Consider the following 18,443-nt stretch of genomic DNA (forward strand, 5'->3'; position numbering starts at 1 on the left):
CTCACCACCCGAGCCGACGAGCGATCGCGTCTGCCGCTTCTGTCGGAAACTCGTTCCACTCGGGTTCGAGCTCTCGGCGCGTGAGTTCGAACAGACTCTTCGCTGCGCGCTCGGCGGGCTGCGCGATCGCTGCTTCGATGTCGGCCGCGATCTCGGGAAACGTCGCTTCGAAACGCCGCGTCGGCTCGAGGCCAGCAGGTTCACCGCCCTGTTCCTGCGCGCGGGCTCGCAGCGCGAGCACCAGGTGCTTCACCGCCCACTGCCTGATGAACTGGCCACCGTTGATCGTCTCGCCCCGTCGCAGCCGACCGGTGCCGATGAGCAGCTTGACGAGCACCAGTCTCGTGTCATTGAGGGCATCGCCGGTCGGCAGGCTGGCGGCGCGCGCTTGCGATTGGGCGATCAACCGCGCCGTCGAGCCCTCGTCATCGTCGACCGCGACGGTGGCCTCTTCGGCGAGCGCGCCCGCGAGTTCGCCCGGCTCGGCGAGCGCGAACTCGAGCACATGGCCGTGGTCGTACACGGCGACGAAGCCGATCTCGCCTTCTCGCGCTGTCAGCACGAGGCGCTCGCGGTCTGGCAGCCAGTCGAGGTCGCGGCGAGCAGCGGCACCCGCTCCGGGCGCGGCGAGTGCGAAGAAGTCGTGGTCTGACCATTCGTCGCGCCTCGAGGCGGCGGCGTGCGAGCTCGAGCCGAGAAAGACGAGGCCCGTGAGGGCAGGATGCTCGCGCACCGCCGCCGTCAACGCGGCGGTCATGCGCTCGAAGTCGTCAGAGCCGATCGGCAAGGAATGGGTCATGGGTCACCTCAGAGAAGGGGTGCAAGCGCACCAGCGGAAGCAGTACTCGCTGCGACGCGGTTGCACGGTAGCCATGACAGAGCCGTTGAGTTGTGTGTGGTGATGCTGGCATACGCTGACATAGCTGGACAAGTACCGACCGGTCGGTATGCTGGTGCCATGAGAACCTTCCGCATCCCTTCGGCGTTGCACGACGTCTTTGGCGAGCGCCAATCGGCCGCATCGCTGACACTCATCGCACTCGCTATGCCCGTCGCGGTGCTTGCGGCCCTTCCGGCATTCCTGACAGTCGAACCCTGGCGCGCGGTGCTCGCCGGGCTGCTCGTCGCTGACATTGCAGCGGGCGCCATCGCGAACTTCACCCGCAGCACGAACGACCACTACGCGGCAAGCGCGTTGCGACGCACGGTGTTTCTCGTCGTGCACGTGCACATCTTCGTCGTTGCCCTGTTGCTCGACCTGCCGATCATTCCGGCTCTCGTCGCATGGGCGCTGACGATCGCCGCAGCCACGGCCGTGGTGCTACTGAAAGCAACTGGCCTGCAACGGCCGGTAGCGGGCATGGGGGTTGTCGTCGTGCTCGGTGCGACCGCGATGACGCCCGAGGCGACCATGGTGCTCCTGTTCATGACAGCCCTCTTCGCGATCAAAGTCGTGCTCGCCTTCGCCATCGACCACAGCGCCGACACGGGCCCGTGAGCCACACCGGCCCTTCCGTCACGGTGCGTCCGGCAGAGCGCGACGAGCGCCACGCGGCCGCACAGCTGCTGGCCACCGCCTTCATGCACGACCCCCTCATCGTCGTGGCGACCGACGCGGCGAGTGACCCCCGCGCCTCGCGCGAGGCGATCTTTGGCGCCTCGATCGTCGGCACCTTGCAGTCCGGCGGCGAACTCGTGCTCGCCGAGCGCGCTGGCGCGATCATTGGGGCCGCCCTCATTGCTGATCCGCAGCGCGGCACCGCGGCTCGAGCCATACGATCGGTCATCGCTCGACTGATCTCTGGCGTGCGCTTTCTCGCACTCGCCCCGCGCCTCGCCCCAGGGGCGCTCCAGCACCTCAATGACGCCGACCTCGCCTCGCGCCGGCTCGCACCCGAGAATCCCCACCATGTGCTCGTTGCCGTGGGCGTCACCGAATCGGCACGCGGGCTCGGCGTCGGAAGGCAGCTCGTCGAGCACGCCGTTGCCCGCGCGTGGCGTGATCGGCGCTCGTGGGGGGTCAGGCTCGAGACTGAGAACCCCGGCAACGTCGACCGCTACGCTCGCTGGGGCTTCACGAGTCTCGGCGTGGTGCCGTTGCAGCACTTCGACGTGCACGTCATGGCGAAAGCCAGTGGGCAAAGAGACTGACGAGGAGAAGTAGATGTCAGATGCCAGAGCGAGCATCATCGATGCGGCCTTCCGGCTCTTTCTCGAGAAGGGTTACGACGGCACGAGCCTGAACCGCATTCTCGACGAGGTTCCGTTCTCGAAGGGCGCGTTGTACCACCACTTCAAGAACAAAGAGGCCCTGCTCGATGCGGTCATCGAGCGGTTCTTCTCTACCTCGCTCGTCGACCCAGTGCGCCCTCGCCCCGCGACGCCGCTCGCTCTCGCCCACCGTCTCGTCGACGACTACGTCGACGCGGTCGAGAGCATCTCGGCAATCGCAAGCCCTCTGGCGTACTACTCCTTCCTCATTCAGGTCGCTCCTCGAGTGCAGCCGGCACTGAACGCCGCTCGAGTGCATATCGACGACGAACTCTCGACCGCCCTAGGCGCGCTGTTGCCCGCCGACCCTGACGCAGCTCGAGTGATTGCTGCCGACCTCACGGCTCTCGTCGAGGGCGCAGGGCTTCTCGACGTGCTGCTGCAGCGTGTGCCCGACCGAGAGCATCTGCACGAACGCGTCGACGGGCTCGTGCGTGCGCACCTCGCTGCACGAGGTGTCGCCCTCCCGGTGATGGAATAGGTGCATGACCCCGAAGAAGCTCTATCGCATCGTGGCGATCGCCGAGGCGATCACGTGGACCTTGCTCATCACTGGCCTCATTCTTCGCGCCACGGCTGACCTGGCCATTGCGGTGACGATCGGCGGCAGCATCCACGGGTTCGTGTTTCTCGCCTATGGCGCCACGGCGGTGCTCACGGCAGTGAACCAGCGATGGGGCGTCGGCCTCGGCACGGTCGCGGTGATCACGGCGATCATTCCCTACGCGACGATTCCTTTCGACATCTGGGCGCACCGCACCGGCAGGCTCGAGGGCGACTGGCGTCGCGAGGCGACGGACGACCCGCGTGATCAGCGCTGGTTCGATCGTCTGGTGCGGTGGATGCTCAACCACCCCTACCTGCTGGCGGCACTCATTCTGCTCGCGGTCGTGGTGCTGTTCACCGTGCTGCTGATGCTGGGCCCGCCGATTCCGAAGGGCTGATCGGGTCGGCCGACGGCGCCATCATCTGCTGCGCGCGCTGCTCGGCCTCTGGGGTGCCGCTGAAGAGCTGTTTGTTGGCCGAGCCGTCGCCGCTGTCACGCGGCCGCTTCTCGGTGTCGACCATGAGCACGCGCGTGCGGGGAATGGCCGCGGGGTTGACGGTGCGCACCCAGTCGACGATCTGCTCGCGCACATAGGCGCGCAAGTCGAAGAGGGCACCCGCATCGCCGGCGCTGATGAGTATGCGCACGCGGATGAGCCCGCCGGTCGCATCGAGCACCTGCAGCACCGACACGCGCTTGTCCCACAGGGGCGACTCGTCGAGTATCTCGGTCAAGCGCTCACGCATGCCTGAGGTGCTGACCCGCCAGTCGACGTCGAACTCGACCGAGCCGAGCAGCTCGCTGCCCGTTCTGGTCCAGTTCTCGAAGGCCTGCGTCGTGAAGTGGGTCGACGGCACGACCAGTCGGCGGTCGTCCCAGATGCGCACGACCACGTAGGTGAGGGTGATCTCTTCGATGCGCCCCCACTCGCCTTCGACGATGACGATGTCGTCGACGCGGATGGCGTCGTTGAAGGTGATCTGAAACCCGGCGAAGACGTTGGCGAGCGTCGACTGCGCGGCAAGGCCGGCCACGATGCTCGCGATGCCGGCCGAGGCGAGCAGGCTCGCGCCGACGGCCTGCATCTGGGGGAAGGTGAGCAGGGCGACGCTCACGGCCACGATGACGATGACGACCAGCGAGAGGCGTTGCAGAAACTCCAACTGGGTGCGGGCTCGGCGGGCGACGCGGTTGTTCTCGACGTTGATGGGGTATCGAATGAGGGCGGCGGCGAAGGCGAAGTCGACTGCTTCGACCACGAGCCAGGCGACGAGGGCGATGGTGCCGAGCGTCAGCACCCGGTCGACGACGGCAGACAGGGGCGTCACCGGTGCCGCGATGTCGATGGCGACCCAGATCGCGGCCACGAGCAGCAGCAGTCGTACCGAGGGTCGCGTCTCGCGGGCCAGTTGCGCCGCCCAGGCGTGCCGAATCGACAGCAGCTTCACGACGAGCTCGAGCAGCAGCATGAGCAGCAGCGCCACTCCCACCGCGATGCCGGCGACGATGAGCAGCTCGATCCACGACCGCAGTTCGACGTCGGCGATCTCGACGATCTCGACGACGTCGTCATCGACGACCGTGCGCGCGAGCGCTGTGACGATCATGAGTTCAGCGCGGCGCCGAGAAACATCGCGCCCATGAAGACGAGCAGCGCGATGAGGGCATACATCCAGATGGTGCGAGCGTTCACGGGGGCTCCTCGGGCTCTCGGCCGGACGGCGGTCGGCGACGAGCACCAGCCTAGGCGCGGATAGTATCGAAGCAACCGGCTCGCCCTCGATTCTGGAGCATCCGCATCGTGCCCACCCCTCCGCAGATTCCCGCTCCCGACACCGTCGAGAACGCCGCCGCCACCCCTGAGAAGGTGCAGCCCTTCGAGGCGCTCGGCCTCAAGGCCGATGAGTATGCCGAGATCAAGAACCTGCTCGGTCGTCGCCCCACGAGCGGCGAACTCGCCATGTATTCGGTCATGTGGAGCGAGCACTGCTCGTACAAGTCGAGCAAGGTGCACTTGAAGCAGTTCGGCCAGAAGGTCAGCGACGCGATGCGCACCCACCTCATGGTGGGCATGGGTGAGAACGCTGGGGTCGTCGACATCGGTGAGGGCTGGGCGGTCACCTTCAAGATCGAGAGCCACAATCACCCGAGCTACATCGAGCCGTTCCAAGGTGCGGCGACGGGCGTCGGCGGCATCGTGCGCGACATCATCTCGATGGGCGCGCGCCCCGTTGCGGTGATGGATGCCCTGCGCTTCGGTGCCATCGACCACACCGACACGGCTCGCGTCGTGCCGGGGGTCGTGAGCGGCATCAGCCACTACGGCAACTGCCTGGGGCTGCCCAACATCGGGGGCGAGACCGTCTTCGACGCCGTGTATCAGGCCAACCCGCTCGTCAACGCGCTCGCTGTCGGGGCCTTGCGCCACGAAGACCTGCACCTGGCGAACGCGCGCGGTGTCGGCAACAAAGTCGTGCTGTTCGGTGCACGCACGGGCGGCGACGGCATCGGCGGCGCGAGCATCCTCGCGAGCGACACGTTCAGTGAGGGCGGCCCGACGAAGCGACCCGCGGTGCAGGTCGGCGACCCTTTCGCCGAGAAGGTGCTCATCGAGTGCTGCCTCGAGCTGTATCGCGGCGACCTGGTCGAGGGCATCCAAGATCTCGGCGCAGCCGGCATCTCGTGCGCCACCTCTGAGCTGGCGTCGAACGGCGATGGCGGCATGGTCATCGATCTCGACGCCGTGCTGCTGCGCGACCCCACGCTCACCGCTGAAGAGATTCTGATGAGCGAGAGCCAAGAGCGCATGATGGCGATCGTGCACCCCGACAAGCTCGAGGCGTTTCTCGCCGTGACGGCGAAGTGGGATGTCGAGACGAGCGTGCTCGGCGAGGTCACCGACACGGGTCGGCTCGTCATCCACTGGCGTGGCGAGACGATCGTCGACGTCGACCCGACGACGGTCGCGATCGACGGCCCCGTCTACCACCGCCCCTTCGCGCGCCCCGCCTGGCAAGACTCACTGCAGGCCGACTCGAGCGCGCGCCTTGCTCGCCCGACAGACGACGAGGCCCTGCGCGCTCAGGCGCTGCAGGTGCTCGCCGGCCCGAACCTCGCCGACACCGCGTGGATCACCGACCAGTACGACTACTACGTCATGGGCAACACGGCCCTGGCGACGCCCGACGACGCGGGCATGATCCGCATCGACGAAGAGTCGGGTCTCGGCGTCGCCCTCGCGACCGACGCGAACGGCCGCTACTGCCAGCTCGACCCCTACGTCGGCGCGCAACTCGCACTGTCGGAGGCCTACCGCAACGTCGCCGCGAGCGGCGCCGTGCCCCGTGCGGTGAGCGACTGCCTCAACTTCGGCAGCCCCGAGAACCCCGACGTGATGTGGCAGTTCGAGCGGGCCGTGACGGGTCTCGCCGACGCGTGCCTCGAGCTGGGAATCCCCGTCACCGGCGGCAACGTGTCGTTCTACAACCAGACCGGCGATGTTCCCATTCACCCGACCCCCGTCGTCGCGGTCATGGGCGTCATCGACCACGTCGACCGCCGCCTGCCGTCGGGGTGGCAAGACGAGGGCGAGAACCTCTACCTGCTGGGCACGACGCGCGACGAGCTCGACGGCTCGGTGTGGGCTGACGTCGTGCACGGTCACCTCGGCGGTCTGCCGCCGCGGGTCGACCTCGCCGCCGAGCGCAACCTTGCGGGTCTGCTCGCTGCGGCCGCCGAAGAGGGCCTCGTGACGAGCGCGCACGACCTCTCAGGGGGCGGCCTGCTCGCGACGCTCGCAGAAGGGGTGCTGCGTTTCGGTCTCGGTGCGCGCGTCTGGCTCATGGAACTCATGGAACGCGACGGGGTGGATGCTCTCGCCGCCCTGCTCTCAGAATCTCAGGCTCGCGCCCTCGTGTCGGTGGCTCGCGAAGACGACGTCAAGTTTCGCGGCCTGGCCGAGGGGCGCGGCGTGCCCGTGCTGCGCATCGGCGTCACCGACGCCGAGATCGACGGACTCGAGGTGCAAGACCGCTTCGCCATCACGCTCGCCGAGCTCGCCCACGCGCACCGCGACACCCTGCCCGCGCGCTTCGGCCCCCGCGTCGGCCATTCATCGTCGGCATAGCAACGCCGCGCTAGGCTCGCCAGAGTGACGACGACAGGCAAGAACAGCGCCCAGGGCCTCACTCTCGCCGAGGTTCGCTCGCGCACTGAGCTCGGCCAGGTCAACGTCATGCCGAGCGACACGGGCCGCTCGTTCTGGCGCATCATGCAGGCCAACCTGTTCACGCTGTTCAACCTCATCGTCGGCGGCAGCTTCGCGTTGCTGCTCGTGCTCGGCTACTGGCAAGACGCGCTCTTCGGCTTCTTCGTCATCGCGAATGTCGTCATCGGTGTCGCGCAAGAGTTCCGCGCGAAGCTCACGCTCAGTCGCCTCGCGGTGCTCAACGCACCGAGGGCCAGGGTGCTACGCGACGGCGAGGTCATCGAGATCCGCGTGGGCGAGGTCGTGCTCGACGACATTCTGGTGCTCGCCGCGGGCGACCAGGTCACGGCCGATGCCGAGGTCATCGAAGCCCACGGGCTCGACATCGACGAGTCGCTGCTCACTGGCGAGGCCGACCCGGTCGCCTCACCGACGGGGCGCGAGCTCATGTCGGGCTCGACGGTCGTCGCGGGCAGCGGGCTCGCGAAGGTCATCAGGGTCGGCGCCGACTCGTACGCGGCCCGCATCACGGCCGAGGCCAAGCAGTTCTCGCTCGTGCGCAGCGAACTGCGCAGCGGCATCGCGAAGATCATCAGATGGATCACCATTCTGCTGCTGCCGGTCGGCGCCCTCGTCGTCAACGGTCAGATGCAGGCGGTCGGCGGCTGGGAGGCCGCGATCGCGACGGGTGCGTGGCGTGACGCGACGGTGGCCTCGGCCGCGAGCCTCATCGCCATGATTCCGCAGGGTCTCGTGTTCATGACGAGCGTCGCCCTTGCTGTCGGCGCTGTGAAGCTCGCCCGCCACGAGGTGCTCGTGCAAGAGCTTGCTGCCGTCGAGGGCCTTGCGCGGGTCGACATGCTCTGCCTCGACAAGACCGGCACGCTCACCGAGGGCCGCATGGTGCTCGACGGCGTCGAGACCCTCACCGGCTCAGACCTCGACCCGGCCGCCGAGGCGGCCCTCGCCTGGATGGGCGCCGACCGCAACGCCAACGCCACCTCGGTCGCGCTCGTCGAGCGCTTCACGGCCGTGCCCGTCGAGCAGCCGGTGCGCGCGATCGAGTTCTCGAGCCGCCGCAAGTGGAGCGCCGTCTCGTTCGCCGACGGCCCCGCGCGCGGAACCTGGGTGCTCGGAGCCCCCGACATCGTGCTCGCCGACGTGCCCGATGCTCAGGATGCCCTCACCAGGTTCGCCGAGCGCGCGACCGCGGGCGAGCGCACCGTGGTGCTCGCGCGCACCGACGTCGTGCTCGACCCCCCGGTCGACCCGCCGGAGGGCGAGCGCCTGCCCGAACCCGACCTTCCCGGGGCGCTCAGCGCTGTCGCCCTCGTGTCGTTCCGCGAGAAGGTGCGCGAGGACGCGCACGAGACGCTCGGCTACTTTCGCGAGCAGGAGGTCGAGCTGTGCGTCATCTCGGGTGATGACCCGCGCACCGTGGCCGCGGTCGCGCGTGAGGCGGGCATCCTGCACGACGGCCCCGGATACGACGCGCGCCGACTGCCCGACGACGAGGCCGAGCTCGATGCGGTCATGGCCGAGCACCGTGTGTTCGGGCGGGTGAGCCCCGAGCAGAAGAAGGCGATGGTGCTCTCGCTGCAGCGGCTTGGCCACACGGTCGCGATGACGGGTGACGGCGTCAATGACGCACTCGCGCTCAAGCACGCCGACATGGGCATCGCGATGGGGTCGGGTGCGGCGGCCACGCGCGCCGTCGCGCGCCTCGTGCTGCTCGACGGCCAGTTCAGTCGTCTGCCGCGCATCGTCGCCGAAGGTCGGCAAGTCATCGCCAACGTCGAGCGTCTTGCCAAGCTGTTCTTGTCGAAGACGACCTACGCGATTCTGTTCGCAGTCGTCTTCGGGGCTCTGCTGTGGCCGTTCCCGTTCTTGCCGCGCCAGTTGTCGATCGTCGACGGGCTCACGATCGGCCTGCCGGCGCTCGTGCTCGCCCTGCTGCCGAACATTCAGCGCTACCGCCCGGGTTTTCTGCGCCGGGCTGCGCAGTTCTGCATACCGTCAGGGCTCGTGGTGGGCGGCACGCTCATCTCGGTCGTCGCCTACGCCTATCTCGGCGGGCACGAGGCGGCCGTCGTGCAGACCGCAGCCGTCATCACGCTTACCCTCACCGCCCTGTGGGTGCTCGTGATCTTGTCTCGACCGTTCACGCTCGTGACGAGCCTCGTCGTCGTCGCGGCCTACCTCGGCCTGCCCGTGCTGCTCGCTATTCCGATCGTCACCGACTTCTTGAAGCTGGGAGCCCCGCCGCTCGAGCTCATCATGGTCGCCGTCGGCGCGAGCCTGATCGGTTCAGTGGCGCTCGAGGTCATGCATCGCGTGGTGTCGCGCCGCGACCCGGCAGCCGCAGCCTCCGCTGCGCGAGCAGCACGCCGAGGATGACGAGCAGCGCACCCACGGGCTCGTTCCACACGAGCACCTCGCCGAGGATGAGCACGCCCAGCAGCACGCCGACGGGCGGCGAGATGTAGGTGACCGTCGCAGCCCGCGTCGGCCCCCAGGCTCGGATGACGTTCTGGTTCCACGCGTATGCGAGGCCCGTGCCGAGCGCCCCGAGCAGCACGATGGCGATGACCACGGTCGGCGTGAGCTGCACGGGGTCGGCGCCGATGATCGGCGTCAGCATGAGCATCCATACCGCGGCCAGCCCGATCATGACGAACGAGATCATGATCGCGCTCAGGCCGGTGTCGCTCAGATAGCGGCGCATGTACGACAGGCTGAAGCCGTAGCAGGCCGTCGCGCCGAGCAGGGCGAGATAGGGCGCGATGCCGCCGGCACCGGGTTCGAAGCCCTGCCACGGGCCGATGATGACGATGACGCCCACGAGGCCGACCGCGATGCCCAGCCGCTGCTCGCGCGTGAGCTTCTCGATGCGAAAGGCGAGCCCCGCGATGAGCGCCGTCATGATGGGCGTGGTGGCGTTGAGAATGCTCGCGACCCCCGAGGCGACGAACTGTTGCGACCACGAGAACAACAGGTACGGGATGACCGCGAAGGTCACCGACAGCAGTGCGAGGTGGCCCCACACCCGCTTCGATCGCGGCAGGCGATCGCGAGTCACGAGGGCGATGAGCCCGAGCGTGATCGCTCCGAACAGCGTGCGACCCGTGGCGACCTGCACGGGCGAGAGCCCCTCGAGCGCGAGCGCGATGAACAGAAAGCTCGCGCCCCAGACGACGCCCGCGAGGGTGAACTGAATCGCGACCCAGGCGTTGCCAGTGGGCGGGGAAGCTGCAAGCGAAGTGCCGGTCACCTCGAGAGACTACTGCCGAGTGCCGACGCTACGACCCGGTGCGCAGCGTGATGTCTCGAATGCGCTAGTCGCCCTCTGAAGCGTCTGTCGAGATCGCCCCGGTCGTGGCGATCTGCTCGTGGTGCTGAATGACTTCGGCGACGACGAAGTTGAACCACTTCTCGGCGAAGGCCGGGTCGAGGTGCGCTTCTTCGGCGAGTGCCCGCAGGCGGGCGATCTGCGTCTTCTCGCGCTCGGGGTCGCTCGGCGGCATGTCGGTGGCGGCCTTCAGCCTGCCCACCTGCTGGGTGCACTTGAATCGCTCGGCCAGCAGGTGAATCAGTGCGGCGTCGATGTTGTCGATGCTGCGGCGCAGTGACACCAGTTCGTCGTGGGCCGCGTCATCCATGTTCTGAGCGTATCGCTCACTGCCGACTCGCGGGCGCGCCAGTATAGCGACATTCGGCCATCGCGGCAGGGGGGTTGTCTCGCCGTCGCGAACGCCGTTGAGTGACTGGTGAGGCGGATCACCTTTTCGTTTCAAGAAAGGGATCACTCATGCATCGCACCTTGCCGACTGACCGCATCTCGGTCGTCATTCCGGTTCGCAACGACCGGCAGTATCTCGAGCGGTGCCTCGACGCCCTCGCACTGCAGACCTACCCGGCGTTCGAAGTCATCGTGGTCGACAACGCGAGTGATGACGCGAGCGGCGTGCTCGCGTCGTATCGCGGCGCTCGAGTGGTGCGCGAGCCCGTGGTGGGCATTCCGGCGGCGAGCGCCACCGGCTACGACTCGGCCCAGGGCGACATCATCGCGCGCCTCGACTCAGACAGCGTGCCGGGGGTCACATGGCTGGCCTCGGTCTGCGAGGCCTTTCAGCGTCACCCGAACGCCGCGGCAGTCACCGGTTCAGGTGTCGCGATGGACGACGACGGCACCCCGCGTCGTCGTGCGTCGAGCTTCTACATGCGCGCCTACTTCTTCTTCGTGGGCCTCGCTCTCGGTCACCCGCCGCTCTGGGGCTCGGCGCTGGCCATGCGGCGAGCGGTGTGGCTCGAGGTGCGCGACGAGTTCTGCCGGAACGACCAGAGGGTGCACGACGACATGGATCTCAGCATTCACCTCGGGCCGGGGCACGAGATCGTCTTCGATCACCGCTTGACGCTGCCGGTGTCGTCTCGACCGCTCAGCCTTGATGGCAGCGCGCTCGTGCGTTTCGCGCGCGGCTTCTACACGATTCTGCGCCACTGGCCTCGTGAGTTTCCGCTCGCCCGCTTCGTGCGGCGAGCGCAGGCGCGGCGCGAGCTTGAGGCCCAGCCAGCCTGACCCGCGGTGACGACGTCGGCGGCGCTCTAGAGTGTCGCCATGACGACGGATGCTCGCTCGCGCACGGCGTGGCGCGACCACCCCGCCCCGCGGGTGCTCGGGTCTGCCCTCGGCTGGTTCGGGCTGGCGCTCGCGCTCACGCTGCTCGTGCAGGCCACGGCTGCGCTGAGCGACCTCGGCGGGTTCTGCGCTCGCGGCGGAGCCTTCGAGATCACCGTCGAGTGCACTGATGCGATCGACGCCTTTCTGGTCTGGCCCGAGCTGGGCGGTCTGGTGGCTGTCGGTGCGAGCCTGCTGCTCACGCGCGGCTTCGGCACCCCGGTGGCCGTCTACGCCTGGACCGCCGTGTTCCTCAGCCTCGGCGGAGTGTTCGCTCGATCGTTCGTCGAGCGAGGCGACTGGTCGGGGCTCATCATCGCCGTGCTGTTCGCTCTCGTGGCGATCGCGCCTCTCGCCGTGGTGCTGCCGGTGGCGCCGCAGAGACTGGTGCTCGGCCGCGTCGACGTGCGCGGGCATCCCTTCTCTGATGCGCATCTCAGCCGCCCCGGAATCGTGGCGCGCACTCCCCCCGCGCCGCCGGGCGAGAACCCGCCGTCGGCCGCCGACTGGCTGCTGAGTCTCGGCATCGTCGCCGCCTCTGCGTCGCTCGGCATCGCGCTCGGCTCGGTCTGGTTCACGGCGGCCACCACCCTCTAGAGTGACGCCATGACGACGGATGCTCGCTCGCGCACGACATGGCGCGACCACCCCGCCACGCGGGTGCTCGGTTCGGCGTTCGGCTGGTTCAGCGGAGCGCTCGCGATCACGCTGCTCTTCCAGTCGGTGACCGCTCTCTCAGACCTGGTGGGCTTCTGCGCTCGCGGCGGGCCATACGAGATCGCCGTCGAGTGCACCGACGCGATCGTCGCGTTCACGCCGACGAGCGTGCTGGGCGGTCTCGCCGCCGTCTTCATCGGCTCGCTCCTCGCCCAGGGGTTCGGCGCGTCGATGCTCGCCTTCGCCTGGCCGGCGCTGTTCGTGAGCCTCTCGGTCACGTTCTTTCGCTCGTTCGCCCTCTACGCCGACTGGTCGGGGCTGCTCATCGGCATCATGTTTCTCGCGATGGGGCTCGCCCCGCTCGTGCTCATGCTGCGTGCCGCCCCGCAACGCACCATACTCGGCCGAGTCGACGCTCGCGGTGAAGCGTTCTGGGAGCCCCACCCGTCGCAGCCCCACCTGCTGTCACTGCGCCGCCCGAAAGAGCCCGGCGAGAATCATGCGACCGCGGGTGACTGGCTGCTGAGCGTGGGGGTGGCGATCGGCGCCGTCACGGCAGGGGTCTGGCTCGGGGTTGTCTGGTTCGGGGCCGTCGCCTAGCTGGTTCGCTCAGCCGAGCCTCGCGAGCAGTGCGGCTCGCACGCGCGGCCAGTCGTCGATCGTGATCGAGTAGACCGCCGCGTCGCGCCATGAGCCGTCAGCCCGCTGCTGGTCACGGCGCGCGATGCCTTCGAACTGCGCACCGAGCTTCTCGATGCCTGCCCGTGAGCGGTCGTTGAGCACGTCGGCCTGCAGCTTCACACGACCGTAGCCGTGGTCGAAGAGGTGGCTCAGCAGCAGCAGCTTGCAGGCAGGGTTGACGCGGGTGCCCCAAGCACGCGGCGTGTAGGCAGTCCAGCCGATGTGGGCCGACTCGGTGGCGGGCACGATGTCGCCGATGCTCGAGGTTCCGATGACGTCGCCGGCGTCGTCGTGCACGACATAGGTGTTGCCTCGGCCGATGGGCAGATACGTGGGCAGCCAGGCAGCGAACTCGGCTCCGGTGCGCGTGCCCGCTGGTCCGCCGCCCCACCCGCCCGCGAAGACTGCCGCGGAGCCGAGAGCCTCGGTGAGGCCCGCGAGGTGCTCGTCGCGGTAGGGCTCGAGCCGCACTCCATAGCCCTCGAGCACGGTCTGCGGCAGGTCGTGTGCTGTCACGCTCAGCTCAGCAGGTCGTGGCGCACGACGATGGCGTCGCGGGCGGGGCCGACGCCGATGGCTGAGATGCGTGCGCCGCTCAACGCCTCGATGGCGAGCACGTAGTCTTGCGCGTTCTTCGGCAGGTCGTCGAAGCTGCGCGCGCCCGTGATGTCTTCTGTCCAGCCCGCGAAGTTCTCGTAGATCGGCACCGCGTGATGAAAGTCGCTCTGCGAGACGGGCACCTCGTCGACGCGCTGGCCGTCGACCTCGTAGGCGACGCAGACGGGGATGCTCTCGAGCCCCGTGAGCACGTCGAGCTTGGTCATCACGAAGTCGGTGACACCGTTGACGCGGGCGGTGTAGCGAGCGATGGGGGCGTCGTACCAGCCGCAGCGGCGCGGGCGACCCGTGGTCGTGCCGAACTCGAAGCCGGTCTTGCGCAAGAACTCGCCCGACTCGTCGAACAGCTCGGTCGGAAAGGGGCCGGCGCCGACGCGAGTCGTGTACGCCTTGACGATGCCGATGACGCGGTCGATGCGGTTCGGCCCGATGCCCGAGCCGGTGGCGGCGCCGCCGCTCGTCGAGCTCGATGAGGTGACGAAGGGGTAGGTGCCGTGGTCGACGTCGAGCATGGTCGCCTGGCCGCCCTCAAAGAGCACCGTCTCGCCGCGCTCGAGTGCCTGGTGCAGCACGAGGGCCGTGTCGGCCACCATCGGCCGCAGGCGGTCGGCATAGCCCAGCAGTTCGTCGACGACTTCGTCGACCATGATCGCGCGTCGGTTGTAGATCTTCACGAGCAGGTGGTTCTTGACGTTGAGTGCACCCTCGACCTTCTGCCGCAGGATGTTCTCGTCGAACAGGTCTTGAATGCGGATGCCCACGCGGTTGATCTTGTCGGCGTACGCCGGGCCGATGCCGCGCCCCGTCGTTCCGATCTGACGCTTGCCGAGAAAGCGCTCGGTGACCTTGTCGAGCGTGCGGTGGTACGAGGTGATGACGTGCGCGTTGGCGCTGATGAGCAGTTTCGACACGTCGACGCCGCGAGCGCTCAGCGCGTCGAGCTCGCCGAAGAGCACCTCGATGTCGACGACGACGCCGTTGGCGATGACGGGGGTGACGCCCTCGGTGAGAATGCCGCTCGGCAGCAGGTGCAGGGCATACTTCTCGTCGCCGATGACCACGGTGTGGCCGGCGTTGTTGCCGCCGTTGAACTTGACGACGTAGTCGATGCGACCGGCAAGCAGGTCGGTGGCCTTGCCTTTTCCTTCATCGCCCCATTGGGCGCCGATGATGACAACGGCAGGCATGGTGGTCCCTTCGAAGTGGTGGAGGGGTTGCGCCTCAGTCTATCGGGGCGGGTTGCCGGCCCATTGGCCCCTGGCGGGCACGGGGTTCGCTTGCGCGAGTGATCCGGGCTCGAGGCCGAGCCGCTGCTCGGCGAGGTCGAAGACGATCGCGTTCGCCTCATCGACTCCGATGGCACCGACGGCGTGGTGCTGCACGGCCACCCCGTCGGCGACGGCGGTGAGCAGTCGCGAGTCGGCCGCGGGGTCGGCGCTCGCGCCGGCCCCGGCATCCACCACTCGTTCGATGACCTCGGTGAGGATGCGCTCGCAGTCACGGTGATGCCGGTCGAGCGCGGCCGCGAGCGCGGGGGTGCGGGGGGCTTCGCTCCACGCGTCGATCCAGACTCGGTAGTGGTCTTCGGGGGTGGCCGCGAGCCACCCTGCGAGGGCGCTGACGGGGTCGAGCCCGTCGAGCAGTTCGCGATCGCTCGCGAGCTCGATCGAGACGGCGGCATCGAAGGCCGCGGCCACGAGTTCATCGCGAGAGCTGAAGTAGTGCCGCAGCAGGCCGTGCACGACGCCGACCTCGGTCGCCACTTCTCGCAGTGTGACGCCCGCGAACCCTTTGCGCGCGACGATGCGCAACGTCGCGCGTACGATGTCGTCGCGGCGTTCGTCTGAGGTCTTGCGCTCTGCCACGCTGTCGAGCATAGGCCGAGGGCGGCCCGCGTTGTCCACTCGGACAAGCGGTGATACGGTTATTGTCCACCTGGACAACTCTGCTCCTGGACAACACAAGGGAATGCCATGACGCAGCACGATGGGCGACGCCTCCTGCCGAGCGTCGTCGTGTCGATGGTGATTCTGTCGTCGGCCTCGTTCGTCATCTTTCCGCTCATTCCGTCGCTGCAGGGCAGCCTCGGGGTGAGCACCGCCGAGATCGGCTACCTCGCGGCGGCCGGGTTCGGCGCGGCCCTCATCGCCGAGCTGCTCGTCGCACCCTTCGCCGACCGCGGGCATGCCCGGCTCATGGCCGTCGGCGGCGTGCTGCTCGTCGCCGTCTCGCTCGGCCTCAGCGCCGCCGCCATCGCGGGCTGGCAGCTCATCGCCGCGCGCGGGCTCGGCGGCTTCGGCTTCGGCATCTTCGTCATCGCCGCGAGTGCTCTGCTCGTGCGCAGCGACCCCACTCGCAGCGGAGAGCTGCTCGGCCGACTCGGTGCGGCCGAGCTCGCGGGCATCGCCGTCGGGCCTCTCGCCTCGGGTGTCGCGATCTCTGTCGCGAGCCCCTCGGCCATCCTCGCCGTCTCGGCGGTCGTCGTGCTCGCGGCCGTCGCTCCAGTGCTCGCCGGGTTTCGCGAGGCGGCGTCGTCGCCCTCGCTCGCTGACGACCCGCATCCCACCACAGGCGGCATCGCCGCCGGCGTCATGGGCTTCGACGGCACCGACGCCGGGGGCGCGCTGCGGCTCGGGGCGGGTGCGCCGCGCTCGAGCCTCGACCTGCTGCGCTCGCCCCGCATCATCGGCATCGTGCTGCTCTACGCCGCCGTCATGGTGCCGACGGGAGCCTACGACGGCATCTGGCCGCGCTTCATGGCCGACATCGGCGCCGGGCCGCTGCTCACCGCGGCGAGCTACGCACTGTTCGCGGTGCCCTACGTCATCGTCGCCGGCTGGGCCGGCCGCATGGCCGACCGGCGCGGCGGCGTCTCGGCCTACTGGCGCGGGCTCGCCATTCTGCTGCCGATCGTGCTGCTCTACGGCTTCGTCGGCAACCCCTTCATCGCCACCGGCATGGGCTTCGTCGAGTCGACGGGGCAAGCACTCGCCTTCATCGGTGCGGCCGCCGCCATGGCATACGCCGTCGACCCCGCGCGCGCAGGCTCGGCCCAGGGGCTGCTGCGCGGCATCGGCCTCGTCGCCGCGACTGTCGCCGCCGCGCTCTCGGGCCTCGCCTACGAGGCCGGTGGGCAGCTACTGCTGTTCGGCGGCACCGCCGCGGCCGTGCTCGTCATCGCGAGCGTCGGGCTGCTGCTCGCGCGCGACGCCCGCGGAGGCTCACGCGACGCTCGAGCTTCGCGCTCCTAGCTGCGCCACCCCTCACCGAGTTGCCAGTTGTTGCCGCTTCACCCAAGGGTTGCAACAACTAGTGACCACTCGAGCCGGTCGCGAACGTCAAGCCTGGTAGCAGGTGCGTCGGGCAAGCTGACGGCATGGGTCGTCAGCGAGAGCGCGCCGAGACCGACGAGCGCGCCGACAGGGTGTGCGCCTCGTGCGGCCGACGCATCGAGTGGCGCGCTCGGTGGGCGCGCGACTGGCACGCGGTGCGCTGGTGCAGCGAGGCCTGCCGCACTCGGGCAGTTCGGCCCGTCGATCGCGAGCTCGAGGCGGGCATCCTGAGCCTTCTCGCTCACCGCCCCGCTGGGGCGACGATCTGCCCGAGCGAGGCGGCGCGCGCGGTCTGCGAGTCTGCGGCTGATGGCGCGTGGCGCGACCTCATGGAGCCCGCCCGTCGCGCGCCCTAGTCGCCTGCGGGCGTCTGCTGGTGCGCCCCGACGCGCCAGCGGCCCTCGTGATAGACGTAGGTCGTCGACGCCCACAGGTCGACGGGCTGACGCTCGCGCACACCGCGCAGGCGGTAGACGAGCATCGCGGCCCGGTCGCCGAGGCGCACGACCCGCTGATCGCTCATCGTGTATTCGCTCCAGACGACACCATCAAGGGCCACAATGACCGCGCCACGCTCAATAAGCGAACCTGGAAACACCATGATCGCGTCAGGCAACATGGCGTTGAACGAGTGGGTTCCCCCCTCGCCGCGAGTCATCGCCTGCCACCCCTCGTGCTCAGAGTGAATCAGTTGCGCGGGCAGATCGTCAGTGATCGCGGTCATGGTGCCAGTCCATCGGCTGCGGCGAGCGCCGTCAAGACGGTGATGTGGGCGGATGCTCGTCACGAGCCCGCGTGCACCCTCACCCACTCGTGCATCACGATTGCCGCGGCCGCGCTTGCGTTGATCGAGCGCGTCGACCCGTACTGCGTGATCTCGATGACCTCGTCGGCGGCGGCGAGCGCTTCGGGCGATAGGCCCGGGCCTTCCTGCCCGAAGAGCAGGATGCAGGCGCGCGGCAGGGGCGCAGCATCCACCGGTCGTGATCCCTCCACGTTGTCGACCGCCACGATCGGCAGCCCGCTCTCGCGAGCAAACGCGACGAGCTCGCCGATGTCGGAGTGGTGCCGCACGTGCTGGTAGCGGTCGGTGACCATGGCGCCGCGCTTGTTCCAGCGGCGGCGGCCGACGATGTGCACCTCACGCGCGAGGAAGGCGTTGGCGTTGCGCACGATCGAGCCGATGTTGAGGTCGTGCTGCCAGTTCTCGATCGCCACGTGAAAGGGGTGCCGGCGAGCGTCGAGGTCGGCGACGATCGCCTCCATGCTCCAGTAGCGAAAGCGGTCGATGACGTTGCGGGTGTCGCCGTTCGCCAGCAGCTCGGGGTCGTAGCGCGGGTCTGTCGGCCACTCGCCCTGCCAGGGGCCGACGCCGTGCGTCGTCACCTCGTGGCTGGGGTCGCCGGGGCCCGGCTCGACGGTCATGGCTCCAGGCTAGGGGCCTTCTGCGCC

General features: G+C 68.7%; 20 protein-coding genes. 11 read left to right on the forward strand and 9 right to left on the reverse strand.

Going from position 1 to position 18,443, the window contains the following annotated elements:
- Position 1: 1 nt before the first annotated feature.
- Positions 2-799, reverse strand: coding sequence for a hypothetical protein (locus KIT89_RS09495; protein ID WP_297600772.1), 798 nt, complete (start codon positions 797-799; stop codon positions 2-4).
- A gap of 159 nt (positions 800-958) precedes the next feature.
- Here KIT89_RS09495 and KIT89_RS09500 point away from each other — a divergent pair, with 159 nt between their 5' ends.
- The 4 genes from KIT89_RS09500 to KIT89_RS09515 are packed head-to-tail and all read left to right on the forward strand — an operon-like array spanning position 959 to position 3,215.
- Complete coding sequence (locus KIT89_RS09500; RefSeq protein ID WP_297600775.1) at positions 959-1,498, forward strand: hypothetical protein; 540 nt, start codon at positions 959-961, stop codon at positions 1,496-1,498.
- Positions 1,495-2,151 carry an N-acetyltransferase gene (locus KIT89_RS09505; protein ID WP_297600777.1) on the forward strand — a complete coding sequence of 219 codons (657 nt, stop codon included), beginning with the start codon at positions 1,495-1,497 and terminating at the stop codon, positions 2,149-2,151. Before KIT89_RS09500 ends, KIT89_RS09505 begins: the two co-directional genes overlap by 4 nt.
- Positions 2,152-2,164: 13 nt before the next feature.
- Positions 2,165-2,752 carry a TetR/AcrR family transcriptional regulator gene (locus KIT89_RS09510; RefSeq protein WP_297600780.1) on the forward strand — a complete coding sequence of 196 codons (588 nt, stop codon included), beginning with the start codon at positions 2,165-2,167 and terminating at the stop codon, positions 2,750-2,752.
- 4 nt (positions 2,753-2,756) lie between these two features.
- Complete coding sequence (locus KIT89_RS09515) at positions 2,757-3,215, forward strand: DUF3817 domain-containing protein (protein WP_297600783.1); 459 nt, start codon at positions 2,757-2,759, stop codon at positions 3,213-3,215.
- Here KIT89_RS09515 and KIT89_RS09520 read toward each other — a convergent pair.
- The gene (locus KIT89_RS09520) at positions 3,172-4,425 is read right to left on the reverse strand and encodes a mechanosensitive ion channel domain-containing protein (RefSeq protein ID WP_297600785.1); all 1,254 of its coding nucleotides are present in this window, start codon (positions 4,423-4,425) and stop codon (positions 3,172-3,174) included. The genes KIT89_RS09515 and KIT89_RS09520 overlap by 44 nt on opposite strands.
- 194 nt (positions 4,426-4,619) lie before the next feature.
- Here KIT89_RS09520 and purL point away from each other — a divergent pair, with 194 nt between their 5' ends.
- Positions 4,620-6,944, forward strand: a complete 2,325-nt coding sequence (gene purL, locus KIT89_RS09525; protein WP_297600786.1) for a phosphoribosylformylglycinamidine synthase subunit PurL — start codon at positions 4,620-4,622, stop codon at positions 6,942-6,944.
- 24 nt (positions 6,945-6,968) lie between these two features.
- Positions 6,969-9,422, forward strand: a complete 2,454-nt coding sequence (locus tag KIT89_RS09530) for an HAD-IC family P-type ATPase (RefSeq protein ID WP_297600788.1) — start codon at positions 6,969-6,971, stop codon at positions 9,420-9,422.
- Here KIT89_RS09530 and KIT89_RS09535 read toward each other — a convergent pair.
- Together KIT89_RS09535 and KIT89_RS09540 are read right to left on the reverse strand one after the other, a co-directional pair.
- Entirely contained in the window at positions 9,349-10,296 is a 948-nt protein-coding gene (locus tag KIT89_RS09535; protein ID WP_297600790.1) for a DMT family transporter, read from the reverse strand. The two genes, KIT89_RS09530 and KIT89_RS09535, sit on opposite strands and share 74 nt — an antisense overlap.
- A gap of 64 nt (positions 10,297-10,360) precedes the next feature.
- Entirely contained in the window at positions 10,361-10,684 is a 324-nt protein-coding gene (locus KIT89_RS09540) for a chorismate mutase (protein ID WP_297600792.1), read from the reverse strand.
- 149 nt (positions 10,685-10,833) lie between these two features.
- Here KIT89_RS09540 and KIT89_RS09545 point away from each other — a divergent pair, with 149 nt between their 5' ends.
- Genes KIT89_RS09545 through KIT89_RS09555 form a run of 3 tightly spaced genes read left to right on the forward strand, consistent with a single transcriptional unit; the run spans position 10,834 to position 12,960 of the window.
- A complete protein-coding gene (locus tag KIT89_RS09545) occupies positions 10,834-11,604 on the forward strand; it encodes a glycosyltransferase family A protein (protein ID WP_297600795.1) in 771 nt (256 codons plus the stop codon).
- Between the two features lie 39 nt (positions 11,605-11,643).
- Entirely contained in the window at positions 11,644-12,300 is a 657-nt protein-coding gene (locus KIT89_RS09550) for a hypothetical protein (RefSeq protein ID WP_297600799.1), read from the forward strand.
- 9 nt (positions 12,301-12,309) lie between these two features.
- Positions 12,310-12,960 carry a hypothetical protein gene (locus tag KIT89_RS09555; protein ID WP_297600802.1) on the forward strand — a complete coding sequence of 217 codons (651 nt, stop codon included), beginning with the start codon at positions 12,310-12,312 and terminating at the stop codon, positions 12,958-12,960.
- A gap of 9 nt (positions 12,961-12,969) precedes the next feature.
- On the opposite strand, the gene KIT89_RS09560 is transcribed toward KIT89_RS09555, so the two are convergent.
- Genes KIT89_RS09560 through KIT89_RS09570 form a run of 3 tightly spaced genes read right to left on the reverse strand, consistent with a single transcriptional unit; the run spans position 12,970 to position 15,524 of the window.
- Positions 12,970-13,557 carry a GNAT family protein gene (locus KIT89_RS09560; RefSeq protein WP_297600805.1) on the reverse strand — a complete coding sequence of 196 codons (588 nt, stop codon included), beginning with the start codon at positions 13,555-13,557 and terminating at the stop codon, positions 12,970-12,972.
- A gap of 2 nt (positions 13,558-13,559) precedes the next feature.
- Entirely contained in the window at positions 13,560-14,846 is a 1,287-nt protein-coding gene (locus KIT89_RS09565) for an adenylosuccinate synthase (protein WP_297600808.1), read from the reverse strand.
- Positions 14,847-14,885: 39 nt separating this feature from the next.
- Positions 14,886-15,524, reverse strand: a complete 639-nt coding sequence (locus KIT89_RS09570; RefSeq protein ID WP_297600811.1) for a TetR family transcriptional regulator C-terminal domain-containing protein — start codon at positions 15,522-15,524, stop codon at positions 14,886-14,888.
- A gap of 108 nt (positions 15,525-15,632) precedes the next feature.
- On the opposite strand from KIT89_RS09570, the gene KIT89_RS09575 reads away from it, so the two are divergent.
- Positions 15,633-16,910, forward strand: coding sequence for an MFS transporter (locus KIT89_RS09575; RefSeq protein ID WP_297600814.1), 1,278 nt, complete (start codon positions 15,633-15,635; stop codon positions 16,908-16,910).
- A 125-nt stretch (positions 16,911-17,035) separates the two neighbouring features.
- Positions 17,036-17,347: a DUF3253 domain-containing protein gene (locus tag KIT89_RS09580; protein ID WP_297600817.1), complete on the forward strand. Its 312-nt coding sequence runs from the start codon at positions 17,036-17,038 to the stop codon at positions 17,345-17,347.
- Here KIT89_RS09580 and KIT89_RS09585 read toward each other — a convergent pair.
- Together KIT89_RS09585 and KIT89_RS09590 are read right to left on the reverse strand one after the other, a co-directional pair.
- Entirely contained in the window at positions 17,344-17,715 is a 372-nt protein-coding gene (locus KIT89_RS09585) for a DUF4440 domain-containing protein (protein ID WP_297600819.1), read from the reverse strand. The two genes, KIT89_RS09580 and KIT89_RS09585, sit on opposite strands and share 4 nt — an antisense overlap.
- 59 nt (positions 17,716-17,774) lie before the next feature.
- Complete coding sequence (locus tag KIT89_RS09590; protein ID WP_297600822.1) at positions 17,775-18,416, reverse strand: RNA methyltransferase; 642 nt, start codon at positions 18,414-18,416, stop codon at positions 17,775-17,777.
- Positions 18,417-18,443: the final 27 nt, after the last annotated feature.

This window comes from Microcella sp. (assembly GCF_025808395.1).
Taxonomy (GTDB): Bacteria; Actinomycetota; Actinomycetes; order Actinomycetales; family Microbacteriaceae; genus Microcella.